The organism is Desulfosalsimonas sp., assembly GCF_046483245.1.
Lineage (GTDB): Bacteria > Desulfobacterota > Desulfobacteria > Desulfobacterales > Desulfosalsimonadaceae > Desulfosalsimonas.
Genome location: NZ_JAWODO010000004.1, coordinates 1 through 12,689, shown reverse-complemented (window position 1 = coordinate 12,689; position 12,689 = coordinate 1). Strand labels below are relative to the sequence as shown.

The window sequence follows — 12,689 nt, the reverse complement described above, 5'->3', positions numbered from 1 at the left end:
TTTTCCCATGGATGGCTGCGCTTATTTGCGCACCAGCCGGGCCACGGCCTCGATGTGAAACGTGTGGGGAAACATGTCCACCGCCTGAATTTCAGCCACATGATAGGTTTCGGCCATCAACGACAGATCCCGGGCCAGAGTGGCCGGATTGCAGGAGACATACACGATTTTTTCCGGGGCCATATCCAGTACGGATTTTACCACATCCTTGTGCATGCCCGCCCTGGGCGGATCAATGATCATCACATCCGGCACATGGGCAATCTCTGCAATGGATTGGCGGATGTCGCCGGCCACGAATCTGCAATTGGTGATCTGATTTTTTTCGCAGTTTTTTCTGGCATCCGCCACGGCCGGTTCAACGATTTCCAGGCCGGTGACCTGACCGGCATCAGCTGAGAGCCAGATCGGAATTGTACCGGTTCCGGTATAAAGATCCACCACGGATTCAGCCCCGCTTAACTGCGCGTACCGCAGTACGGTTTCATAGAGTTTTTTGGCCTGTGCGGTGTTGGTCTGGAAAAAGGAATTGGCCGAAACCTCAAAGACAAAACCCCCAAGCTGCTCCTGGACAAAGGCCCGGCCGGAAATGGGCAGTTCATACTCGCCTGCGGCCACAGCAGCTTTTTTGGCCGTCACATTGTTGACCACCCCGGCGATATCGTCGTGGGCCTCCATGAGATAACCGGCAACAGCATCCAGCGCCCCGCGGTCCTCGGCTGCCGTGACCAGGTTGACCAGCCAGCGGTCTTCAGCCACGGAATGGCGCAGCATCACAAACCGCCAGAACCCTTCGTGGGTTCGCAGACCGTAAGGGGCCAGACCTGAGGCCCGGATCCGGTCGCGCACGTCATTTAAGATCCGGTTTCCCTTTTCCGGCTGCAGCAGGCAGGCGTCAATATCCAGGATTTTGTCAAACGTGCCCGGCACGTGCAGGCCCAGGGCAAAATCCTTCGGGATATCCGGCCGGCCCAGTTCCTCGGGAAGCAGCCATCGCCGATCAGAGCAGGAAAACTCCATTTTGTTGCGGTATCCGAACATCTTGTCTGCCGGAAGCACCGGATGTACCGGCACGCCGGAGATCTGCCCGATGTGCTCGATGGCCTCTCTGACATGCCGGCGCTTGTATTCCAGCTGGCGCCCGTAATGCAGAAACTGCCACTTGCAGCCCCCGCACCACCCGGCATACCGGCAGGGCGGCTCGATTCTGTCAGCCGACGGCTCGATTATCTGCAGGGTGCGGGCTTCTGCATAGGATTTTTTCTTTTTCACGATCCGGGCCAGCACCCGGTCTCCTGGCACGGACTGGTCCACAAAAACCGTATACCCGTCTATCTTGGCAATGCCCCGGCCGCCAAAGGCAATGCCCGTGACATCAAGCTCAATTTCCTGTTTTTTCTTAACCGTCATAATCCATCCAATACCTTTTATGTTTTCTCTTGCTTCATAATCCGGATCATGACGGTCTGTCAAACAAAGCCGATGGCAAAACACAAAAGTCAATATCTGCGTTGCCCTCGGAAAAGGCTTTTGGAAAGTTTATGGACAGGAGGCCCGTGGGCAGGGGCAGGTTTTTTCGCTCCTGATCGTTTTTGCGGATTCCGCCAATGCCTTCGCTGAAAATTTCAAAAACTCGGGCGCAAGCGCCCTCAAACAGTTTGAAATTTTCTTGCTCCGGCATTGGCGGAATTTTCCCGCAAAAACACTCAATGTCGCTTCAAAAACCAGCCCCTGCCCCCCGGGCCTCCGTGGTAGGCTGTTCACATATTCAAAAAAAACCCGTTACACCCTGGACTTTGCAGAACACCCCGCACATTGCGGCGTCCGGGGCGGGTTTGTTGGGCTGCATTGGAGCGGTTTCGGCAAAAGATTCGCGGGCGGCTTTGGCGCCCGGAATTTCAAACTGTCTGAGGGCGACAGCCCGAGTTTTTGAATTTCCAGCCAAAGGCGCACGCGAATCGCCGAAAGCGATCCGCAGCCCAACAAACCCGCCCCGGACGCCGAAATGCGAAAATCGTTGCAAGCCACCAAATCCAATTGCGTTGCAATATCGAAAACGATACATATATTGAAAATCTTCCGCTCAAGACTGATGGTTTCGTAAAAAGTAAGTGTTCAGATGGCGCCGTAAAAAGTTCAAGATCAAGGCTTGCGCGATTGCCGAAGAATGCAGCGTACTTATCCGTACGTGAAATTCTGAGGAATCGCGCGTAACGCAGATATTGGACTTTTTACGGCGCCATCAAGACTGTTGCATGACATTTTGAATCACCTTGCATCAAAAAGGAGCCCATATGCAGGAAACCCTGTTTTTTGAGGCAGACGGTCTACGGCTGCACGGCACCCTGCACCTGCCGCAAGCCCCGAAACCACCTTTTGTCATCGGGGTGCACGGCATGCTATCCAACGGCGATTCCCCCAAACAGCAGGACCTGGCCCGGCAATGCAACCGGATGGGAATCGCCTATTTCCGGTTTGATCACCGGGGATGCGGCAGAAGCGATGGGGTGTTTGCGGAAGTAACCACCTTTGAAGGCCGGTGCCGGGACCTGGCCGCTGCCATGGATATGCTGCACCAGCGCCCGGACCTGGGCCGCTCTGCGGGGCTTTTCGGCAGCAGCCTGGGCGGGGCCGTGGTGCTGCATGCCGCCGGGAAAACAGATTTTGACGCCGTGGTCACCCTGGCCGCACCCATCGGGTTTTCCGCCATTCACATCCCCGAAGATTACCAGACAGATCCGGACCTTGCCAAAATCCGCAGGGAGCAGTTGACCTATGACCTCACACAAGACCTTGTCAATGTCCATCATTTGCTGGTCTGCCACGGGGATGCCGACCCGGTGGTACCTTATGAAAACGCCGTGGACATCCACCATGCCGCGGCAAAACCCAAAAAACTCCTTTGCCTACCCGGCGGCGATCACCCGTTGAGCCAGCCGGAACACCAGAAGACGTTTATGGGAAACACCCTGGAATGGTTCGGCCGGTACCTTGGTTCCAAAACAAGTTGACCATGAAAAAAAACGCAGGAAAAATATCAAAATAAAGTGTTGACAAGGCCCATGTGCGGCTGATAGGAAATCTTGAATCCAGTGATTGATTTTTGTTGTGATTTTTCTCTGCATCATCTGCAGGAACCGAAAAAAGCCTGTTGAACTGAAAATCAGTTGAATTAAAAAACGGATTGTCAAAATGAATATCCGGCCGGTCATTTTCAGCCTTATTCTGATTATCGTACCCGTACTGGGCGTAAGCCTACTGGACGGGAAACGGGGTTGATAATGGCTCGTAAAAATTTTTAAGCAGCATAAATTCTTACATAAACCGTTATCAGCCCCGAAAAGCTGATAACGGTTTTTTTGTTTCAGGGGGAGACAAATCATGAAAAGCGACATCGCCAAGCAGGGTATCGGAAGAGCGCCCCACCGGGCATTGCTCAAGGCCGCGGGCTACACCGATGATGAAATCCGCAGGCCGCTGATCGGCATTGCCAACTCGGTCAACACCGTGGTGCCGGGCCACACGCACTTAAACCAGATCAGCGAGGCGGTCAAAGCCGGCATCTACATGGCCGGGGGCACGCCTGTGGAATTCGGCACCATCGGCGTATGCGACGGCATTGCCATGGGCCATGAAGGCATGAAATATTCCCTGGGCAGCCGGGAGCTGATCGCTGATTCCATCGAGATCATGGCCACAGCCCATGCATTTGACGCCCTGGTGCTGATTCCCAACTGCGACAAGATCGTGCCCGGAATGCTCATGGCGGCCGCGCGCCTGGATATTCCGGCCATTTTCATTTCCGGCGGTCCCATGCTGGCCGGCCGCAACCCGCAAAACCCGAGCGAAAAGGTTGATTTGATCTCGGTGTTTGAATCCGTGGGCAAGGTCCGGCGCGGGGTGATGTCCGAGCAGGAACTTTGCGGCATTGAAGATGCGGCCTGCCCCACCTGTGGATCATGCTCGGGGATGTTTACGGCCAATTCCATGAATTGCCTCACAGAGGCCATCGGCCTGGGGCTGGCTGGAAACGGCACCATACCCGCGGTAATGTCGGCCCGAATCCGGCTGGCCAAGCAGGCCGGCATCCAGATTGTGGCCCTGCACGAACAGGGGATCGTGCCGAGCCGGATCCTGACCCACGACGCATTTGAAAACGCCCTGTGCGTGGACATGGCCCTGGGGTGTTCCACAAACACGGTGCTCCATATTGCGGCCCTGGCCCACGAAGCCGGCATGGCCCTGGATTTAAACCGGATCAACGACATCAGCAACCGGATCCCGCATTTGTGCTCCCTGAGCCCGGGCGGGGCCCATCACATCGAGGACCTGCAAAACGCCGGTGGCATCGGCGGGGTCATGAAAACCCTGGCCGAAGCGGGCCTGATTGACACCTCGTGTCTGACGGTCACGGGAAAAAGCATCAAGGACAACCTGGCCGCCGCCCGTGTTATCGACGATGAGGTCATCCGCCCCGTTGACCGGGCCCATCACAGGGTGGGCGGGCTGGCCGTACTTTTCGGCAACCTGGCCCCCAGCGGATGCGTGGTCAAGCAGTCCGCGGTGGTGGACAAGATGATGCAGCACGAAGGCCCTGCCCGGGTGTTTGATTCCGAGGAGGACGCCACTGAAGCCATCATGGACGGCCAAATCAACAAGGGAGACGTGGTGGTCATCCGTTATGAAGGCCCCATGGGCGGCCCCGGCATGCGCGAAATGCTCACACCCACCTCGGCCATTGCCGGCATGGGCCTGGATGCCGACGTTGCCCTGATCACCGACGGCCGGTTTTCCGGAGGAACGCGCGGGGCGGCCATCGGTCATGTCTCGCCCGAAGCCATGCAGAAAGGCCCCATTGCCGTGGTAAAAGAAGGCGATATAATCGCCATCGACATTGCCGGTAAAAGCATTGCCTTGAAAGTCGATGAAAAGGAGCTGCAGAAACGTTTTTCCGCCTGGCAGGCCCCGGCGCCGAAGATCACCAAAGGCTACATGGCCAGGTATGCAAAACAGGTCACCTCAGCGGACAAGGGAGCGGTATTAAAAGGGTAGGCCCCGGAGTTGATGCCATTTTTCTTAAACCGCAAAAACATTACCCCAAAAATGACCCCCAAAAAATGACGAGGACAGACAATGAAGCTCAAAGGTGCTGAGATACTGCTGAAAATGCTTCAGGAAGAAGGAGTGGACACCGTTTTCGGCTATCCGGGCGGAGCGGTGATTGATATTTATGACGCCCTGATGGAGGAAAAAAGCATCAACCATGTGCTGGTTCGCCACGAACAGGGCGCCGCCCATGCCGCAGACGGCTATGCCCGCGCTACCGGCAAGGTGGGCGTCTGCCTGGTGACCTCCGGTCCCGGGGCCACCAATACGGTCACCGGCATTGCCTCGGCATATATGGATTCCATTCCCATGGTAATATTTACCGGCCAGGTGCCCACTGCCCTGATCGGAAACGACGCCTTCCAGGAAGTCGATATTGTGGGTATCACCCGGCCCTGTACCAAGCACAATTACCTGGTCAAGGATGTGCGCAACCTTGCGCGCACCATCAAGGAGGCCTTTCACATCGCCCGCTCCGGCAGACCCGGTCCGGTGCTGGTGGATCTGCCCAAGGATGTGATCAATGCCACCACCCAGTTCAATGTGCCCGGAGAGGTGAAGCTCAAAAGCTACAACCCCACCTACAAGCCCAATATCAAACAGCTTAACAAGGTGGTGGATCTCATTGCCAAAGCGCAAAAGCCGGTGATTTTCTCCGGCGGGGGTGTCAGCCTGTGCCAGGGACATCTGGAGCTGACCGAACTGGCGCGCAAGCTACAGATCCCGGTGACCAGCACGCTCATGGGACTGGGCGGATTTCCGGGAACAGACCCCTTATGGCTAGGGATGCTGGGCATGCACGGCACGTTTCGGGCCAACATGGCGGTTTCTGAATGCGACCTGCTGATATCCGTGGGGGTGCGCTTTGACGACCGGGTCACGGGCAAGGTCGACGAGTTTGCCCCGAATGCCAAAATCGTGCAGATCGACATCGATCCCACCTCCATCCAGAAAAACGTACCGGTTCACGTGCCTGTGGTGGGCGACTGCAAAATCTCCCTGGCGGAGATCAACACGCTTGTGGACAAAAAACAATGGGAAGGGCTGGAAGAAACCCGCAAGCCCTGGCTGTCACAGATTGATGAATGGAAGCAAACCACACCCCTGGCTTATCAGCAGACAGAAGTGATCAAGCCCCAGTACGTGATCGAAACTCTTTATGACCTCACGGGCGGCGACGCGATCATTTCCACCGAAGTGGGCCAGAACCAGATGTGGGCGGCCCAGTATTACCACGTCAAAGAACCCGGGCATTTTATCACCTCCGGGGGGCTGGGCGCCATGGGATTCGGCCTGCCCGCGGCCATCGGCGCCCAGGCGGGCGCACCGGGCACGACCGTTGTCGACATTGCCGGAGACGGCTCCATCCAGATGAACATCCAAGAGCTGGCCACGGCCGTGCAGTATAACCTTCCGGTGAAGGTGGTGATCTTAAACAACGGCTTTCTGGGCATGGTGCGCCAATGGCAGGAACTGTTCTACAAACGGCGCTATTCATCCACCCAATTTGTCCATGCCCCGGATTTTGTCAAACTTGCCGAGGCCTACGGCGCCGTGGGGCTGCGGGCGAAAACCCCCGATGAAGTGGCATCGGTTCTGCGTCAGGGACTGGAATGCAACAAGCCGGTGGTGATGGATTTTGTCGTTGAGCCGGAGGAAAGCGTCTATCCCATGGTGCCCGCAGGGGCGCCCATCAAGAAGATGCTTCTGGTTTAAGGCCAACCCGATAGGACATCCGTAAGAACCGGTTGAAAAAAGGATTTGATGATGAACAAAAAAAAGCATTTACTCTCCATTCTCGTGGACAATGAGCCGGGCGTGCTCTCGCGGATCACCGGGCTGTTTTCCGGCCGAGGATACAATATTGAAAGCCTGAGCGTTGCCGAAACCGTAGATCCCGGAATTTCGCGGATCACCATGGTGACCAAGGGCAGCCCCATGATCATCGAGCAGATTCAAAAACAGCTAAACAAGCTGATCAACGTGCTCAAGGTCATTGACCTGACCGGCACCCAGTATGTACAGCGGGAGATGGCCCTGGTAAAGGTCAATGCCCGGGCCGATCACCGGGCCGAGATCCTGCGCATCACCGATATCTTCCGGGGTCAGGTGGTGGACGTGGGCATGGAACATTTTACCCTGAAAATCGAAGGCGATGCCGAAAAGATCGAAGCCGTGCTCAATCTGCTAAAGCCCTTTGGCATCCGGGAAATCGCCCGCACCGGGTGCGTGGCCCTGCCCCGGGAAAGCAGATAAGGCATTTGAAATCCGGCCGTTGTCCGATTGAGGCTGCGGTTAAAAAAAGAAACCGAATTTTTTTGAAAACCCAATAACATGGAGGACCAGGACATGACGAAACTGGATTTTGGCGGAGTGGAAGAAGAGGTCATCACCTCTGATGAATTTACCATGGAACAGGCGCGTGAGGTTTTGAAAGACGAGACCATTGTGGTGCTCGGATACGGCGTGCAGGGCCCGGCCCAGGCGCTGAACCTTAAGGACAACGGGCTCTCGGTGATCGTGGGCCAACTCGAGGGCGACGAGTACTGGCAAAAAGCCGTCTCCGACGGATTTGTTCCCGGAGAAACCCTTTTCCCCCTGGAAGAGGCGGCAAAGCGCGGCACCATCATCATGGAGCTGATGTCTGATGCCGGCCAGGTGGCCACATGGCCCAAAATCAAACAATGCCTCAATGAAGGCGACGCCCTGTATTTCTCCCACGGGTTTTCCATTGTCTACAAGGACCAGACAGAAGTTATCCCGCCGGAAAACGTGGATGTGATCCTCGTGGCCCCCAAGGGCTCGGGCACCAGCGTGCGCAACAACTTTCTGGAAGGCCAAGGCATCAACTCCAGTTTTGCCATCCACCAGGATTACACCGGCCGCGCCAGGCAGCGGGCACTGGCCATCGGCATTGCCATCGGCTCGGGATATCTGTTTCCCACTACGTTTGAAAAAGAGGTGTTCAGCGATCTCACCGGCGAGCGCGGCGTGCTCATGGGATGTTTGGCCGGTGTCATGGAAGCCCAGTACAACACCCTGCGCAGCCACGGTCACAGCCCCAGCGAAGCATTTAACGAAACCGTGGAGGAACTCACCCAGAGCCTGATTCGGCTTGTGGATCAAAACGGCATGGACTGGATGTTTTCCAACTGCAGCACCACGGCCCAGCGCGGCGCCCTGGACTGGGCCCCCAAGTTCCGGGATGCCGTGGCCCCGGTGTTTGAAAACCTGTATCAAAGTGTTGCATCCGGCAAGGAAACCCAGCGGGTCCTGGAAGCCAACAGCACACCGGATTACCGGGAAAAACTGACCCGGGAACTCGACGTTATCAAAAATTCCGAGATGTGGAAGGCCGGGGCGGCTGTCCGCTCCCTGCGGCCGGACCGCCGGGGAAAATAATCCATACAGAAACAAAAGAAGGTTTCCATGAAATCCATACGGCTTTATGACACCACCCTGAGAGACGGCACCCAGGGAGAAAAAATCAGTTTCACGGCCCAGGACAAGCTCAAGGTCGCGCGCAAACTCGATGACATGGGCATCCATTACATCGAGGGCGGGTGGCCCGGGGCCTCTGCCAAGGACTTTGATTTTTTCCGGCTGGCAGCCCAAGAGACGTTTCAGCATGCCAGGATAGCGGCATTTTGCGCCACGCACAAGCACGGCAGCACGCCCGAAGACGACCGGCAGCTCAATGTGGTCCTTGAAAGCGGCGCACCAGTAGGCACTATTGTGGGTAAAACCTGGGACCTGCATGTCACAAAGATCCTGGGCATCCCCCTGGAAGCCAACCTGGAGATGATTGAAAACTCCGTGGCCTACCTGAAAAAAAACGGCCTGGAAGTGCACTACGATGCCGAACATTTTTTTGACGGGTACAAGGAAAACCCGGAGTACTCCGCCCGCACCATAAGGGCGGCCGTGGCCGGGGGGGCGGATACGATCTGCCTGTGCGACACCAATGGTGGGGCCCTGCCCCATGAAATCGAGGAGATCACCGGGATCATCAAGGAAGTGATCGACAACAGCTCAGACCGGCCCATTCATATCGGGATTCACACCCACAACGATTCAAGCCTTGCCGTGGCCAACTCCATTACCGCGATTCGCGCCGGGGCTACAATCGTTCAGGGCACCATCAACGGCTACGGGGAGCGTTGCGGTAACGCGGATCTGACTTCGATTATCCCGATTCTTCAGTTGAAAATGGGCTATGCCTGCATTTCCGAGGAAAACCTGGCAAAGCTTCAGAAAGTGTCGCTGTATGTGAGTGAAACCGCCAACATGACGCCCGTCAACAGCCGTCCCTTTGTGGGTAAAAGCGCTTTTACCCACAAGGGCGGGCTGCACGTGGACGCCATCATGAAAGAACCCCGGTCCTATGAACACATCACCCCGGAACTTGTGGGCAACCGCCGCCGGGTACTGATCTCGGACATGGCCGGCAAGGGCAATATCCGCTACAAAGCCCGGGAGCTGGGATTTCCGGTGGATGAAAACGGCTATGACTATGCAGAGATCGTCAACACGGTCAAGCGACTGGAGCAGGAGGGCTACCAGTACGACGTGGCAGACGGGTCCCTGCGCATCCTCATGGAAAAGCTCACGGACCAGTTTCAGCCGTGCTTTGAGCTCGAATCCTTCCGGGTGACCGTGGAAAAGGAAAAAGACCGTCCGTGCCGGTCCCATGCCATGATCAAAATCAACGTGGAAGGCATCGAGGAAATCACCGCCGCAGAAGGCCACGGCCCGGTCAGCGCCCTGGACAATTCCCTGCGCAAGGCATTAAACAACGTCTACCGCAATGTGCTCGACCCGGTCCATCTCGTGGATTTCAAGGTCCGGGTGTTGGACGGCAGAGACGGCACCGGCGCCAAGGTCCGGGTGCTGATCGAATCCCGGGACGAAGAGGCCATCTGGAGCACCATCGGGGTTTCCGAAGACATTATCGAGGCAAGCTGGCAGGCCCTGGCAGACAGCTTCCAGTACAAACTGGCGCGGATCACCAACGGCAACAACCAGAGCCCGCAGGAGCAAGGCAAATGAAGGAAAAGGTATACATATTCGACACCACCCTGCGCGACGGGGAACAGTCGCCCGGGGCGAGCATGAACACCGCCGAAAAGGTGCGCCTGGCCACCCAGCTGGAAAAACTGGGGGTGGATGCCATAGAGGCCGGGTTTCCCGCAGCTTCAGAGGGCGATTTCGAGGCGGTGGCCGAAGTGGCCCGGAAGGTGAGCAACTCGGAAGTTGTTGCCCTGGCCCGGGCCTCGGTGCACGACATTGACCGGGCCTGGAAGGCGGTGGGCCATGCAGCCAAACCCCGCATCCACACGTTTCTGGCCACCTCGGATATTCACATGCAGTACAAACTGAACATGTCCCGCGACGAGGTGCTCAAAAGCGCGGTGGATGCGGTCAAATACGCGTGCTCGTTTACCGGTAACGTGGAATTTTCCGCGGAAGACGGCTCCAGAAGTGATCCGGATTTTCTGTGCCAGGTCTTTGAAGCCGTGATCAATGCCGGGGCAAAGGTGATCAACCTGCCCGATACCGTGGGCTATGCCGTGCCCCACGAGTTCGGCGAGCTTGTGGCTTACGTGCGCAAAAACACACCGGGCATTGACAAAGTGATTTTAAGCGTGCACTGCCACAACGACCTGGGCCTGGCTGTGGCCAACACACTGGCGGCCATTGAAAACGGCGCCCGGCAGGCAGAGGTCACCATCAACGGCATTGGCGAGCGGGCCGGCAACACGTCCTTGGAAGAGCTGGTCATGACGTTAAACACCCGGCCCACCTACCTGCCGGTGACAACAGCCATTGAAACCACGCGCATCTACCGGATCAGCCGGCTGGTGAGCATGATCACGGGTATGCCGGTGCAGCCCAACAAGGCCATTGTGGGGGCCAACGCCTTTGCCCATGAAGCCGGCATTCATCAGCACGGGGTCCTGGCCAATCCCATGACCTACGAGATCATGAAGCCCGAGACCATCGGCCTGACCACCAGCAAGCTGGTCATGGGCAAGCACTCGGGCAAGCACGCCCTGCACAAACATTTGAAAAACATCGGCTATGATCTTTCCGAAGAAGAGATCAAGCTGGTGTTCAAGAAATTCAAGGAGCTGGCGGACAAGAAAAAGGTGGTGCTTGACGAGGATCTCGAGGCCCTGGTCAATGAAGGGGTTTTGCGCACGGCAGACATTTATTCCCTGCAGTATCTGCATGTCACCGCCGGCACCACCGTGCTGCCCACGGCCACCGTTAAAATGCTGATCAACGGCGCAGAAGCCTTTTGCACCGGCAGCGGAAACGGCCCCATTGACGCGACGTTTAACGCCATATCCGAGCTGACCCAAACCCAATCCTCGCTTCTGCGCTTTTCTGTCAACGCCCTGACAGGGGGCACGGACGCCCAGGGAGAAGTGACAGTACGGCTCAAGGAAGATGAAATCATTGCCCTGGGCCGGGGCGCGGACCCGGATATTATCACCGCCAGTGCATACGCCTATATCAACGGATTAAACCGGCTGGAATATCTCAAGGAAAACCCGGCGCGCACATCCGAGGCGCTTTAAAGCATTTCCGCACCCCGGCTGCGGCAGTTTGATTAATCAACTTCTATGGTTTTGACCAGATCGGCAATCCGGCTGATGCGGTTTTGCTCCATGTACGCAACAAGGCCGTCGATGATTTCGGTGGTCACGGAGGGGTTGACAAAATTGGCCGTGCCCACCTGCACGGCCGTGGCCCCGGCGATCATGAATTCAAGGACATCTTGGGCGCACATGATGCCACCAATGCCGATGACAGGAATCTTTACAGCCCCTGCCACCTGCCAGACCATGCGCAGGGCTACGGGCTTGATGGCCGGGCCGGACAGTCCGCCGGTGATATTGCCCAGCTTGGGACGGCGGGTATGAATATCCACGGCCATGCCGGTGATGGTGTTGATCAGCGATACAGCGTCAGCACCGCAGGATTCCACCTTTTTTGCAATGCAGACAATATCTGAGACATTGGGCGAAAGCTTAACGATCACCGGCTTTCCGGTTTTTTTGCGAACTGCGGTCACCACCGTGGCCGCAGCGTCCGGATCCACCCCAAAGGCCACGCCGCCAGCCTTGACATTGGGACACGAAATATTGATTTCCATGCCCGCGATCTGTTCTACCGGGTCCATGCGCGCGGCCAGCTCTGCATACGCCTCCACGGTTTTGGCGTAGGTGTTGACAATCACCGGGGTGTCATAGGCGGCCAGCTTAGGCAGCCGGTCATTTAAAAAAGCCTGAACGCCGATGTTTTCCAGGCCGATGGCGTTTAACATGCCGCAGGCGGTTTCCACGATCCGCGGCGGGGGGTTGCCTGCGGCCGGCTGCAGAGAGAGGCCCTTGACCACGATGGCCCCCAGGGCATTGAGGTCCACCAGATCCGAGAACTCCAGGCCGTAGCCGAAAGTGCCGGATGCGGTCATCACGGGATTTTTCAGACAAATGCCGCCGATATCCACGGCCAGGTCCGGGTTTTGGGTCATGACACCTTTTCCGTTTTGACAGACAATGGGGATAAAAGACTCC

The 12,689-nt window shown here is 56.9% G+C and carries 11 protein-coding genes; 7 read left to right on the top strand and 4 right to left on the bottom strand.

What is annotated here, in order from left to right:
* Positions 1–21: 21 nt before the first annotated feature.
* From rlmD to R6U41_RS00500, 3 genes are all read right to left on the bottom strand, one after another.
* The gene (gene rlmD, locus R6U41_RS00510; RefSeq protein WP_410267880.1) at positions 22–1,410 is read right to left on the bottom strand and encodes a 23S rRNA (uracil(1939)-C(5))-methyltransferase RlmD; all 1,389 of its coding nucleotides are present in this window, start codon (positions 1,408–1,410) and stop codon (positions 22–24) included.
* Between the two features lie 46 nt (positions 1,411–1,456).
* On the bottom strand, positions 1,457–1,681 hold the full coding sequence (locus R6U41_RS00505) for a hypothetical protein (protein ID WP_410267879.1): 225 nt from the start codon (positions 1,679–1,681) through the stop codon (positions 1,457–1,459).
* 87 nt (positions 1,682–1,768) lie between these two features.
* Positions 1,769–2,065: a hypothetical protein gene (locus R6U41_RS00500; protein ID WP_410267878.1), complete on the bottom strand. Its 297-nt coding sequence runs from the start codon at positions 2,063–2,065 to the stop codon at positions 1,769–1,771.
* 229 nt (positions 2,066–2,294) lie between these two features.
* Between R6U41_RS00500 and R6U41_RS00495 the strand changes: the two genes are divergently transcribed.
* The 7 genes from R6U41_RS00495 to R6U41_RS00465 all read left to right on the top strand — a co-directional run bounded on the left by R6U41_RS00495 (position 2,295) and on the right by R6U41_RS00465 (position 11,690).
* On the top strand, positions 2,295–3,011 hold the full coding sequence (locus R6U41_RS00495; RefSeq protein ID WP_410267877.1) for an alpha/beta hydrolase family protein: 717 nt from the start codon (positions 2,295–2,297) through the stop codon (positions 3,009–3,011).
* Positions 3,012–3,381: 370 nt separating this feature from the next.
* Positions 3,382–5,052, top strand: a complete 1,671-nt coding sequence (ilvD, locus tag R6U41_RS00490) for a dihydroxy-acid dehydratase (RefSeq protein WP_410267876.1) — start codon at positions 3,382–3,384, stop codon at positions 5,050–5,052.
* 81 nt (positions 5,053–5,133) lie between these two features.
* Complete coding sequence (gene ilvB, locus R6U41_RS00485) at positions 5,134–6,822, top strand: biosynthetic-type acetolactate synthase large subunit (RefSeq protein ID WP_410267875.1); 1,689 nt, start codon at positions 5,134–5,136, stop codon at positions 6,820–6,822.
* A gap of 51 nt (positions 6,823–6,873) precedes the next feature.
* Complete coding sequence (gene ilvN / locus R6U41_RS00480) at positions 6,874–7,362, top strand: acetolactate synthase small subunit (RefSeq protein WP_410267905.1); 489 nt, start codon at positions 6,874–6,876, stop codon at positions 7,360–7,362.
* Positions 7,363–7,455: 93 nt separating this feature from the next.
* Complete coding sequence (gene ilvC / locus R6U41_RS00475) at positions 7,456–8,508, top strand: ketol-acid reductoisomerase (RefSeq protein WP_410267874.1); 1,053 nt, start codon at positions 7,456–7,458, stop codon at positions 8,506–8,508.
* 27 nt (positions 8,509–8,535) lie between these two features.
* Positions 8,536–10,155, top strand: a complete 1,620-nt coding sequence (cimA, locus tag R6U41_RS00470) for a citramalate synthase (protein WP_410267873.1) — start codon at positions 8,536–8,538, stop codon at positions 10,153–10,155.
* Complete coding sequence (locus R6U41_RS00465; protein ID WP_410267872.1) at positions 10,152–11,690, top strand: 2-isopropylmalate synthase; 1,539 nt, start codon at positions 10,152–10,154, stop codon at positions 11,688–11,690. The genes cimA and R6U41_RS00465 overlap by 4 nt, the downstream gene beginning before the upstream one ends.
* A 32-nt stretch (positions 11,691–11,722) precedes the next feature.
* On the opposite strand, the gene R6U41_RS00460 is transcribed toward R6U41_RS00465, so the two are convergent.
* Positions 11,723–12,646: a dihydroorotate dehydrogenase gene (locus R6U41_RS00460; protein WP_410267904.1), complete on the bottom strand. Its 924-nt coding sequence runs from the start codon at positions 12,644–12,646 to the stop codon at positions 11,723–11,725.
* Between the last annotated feature and the right edge of the window lie 43 nt (positions 12,647–12,689).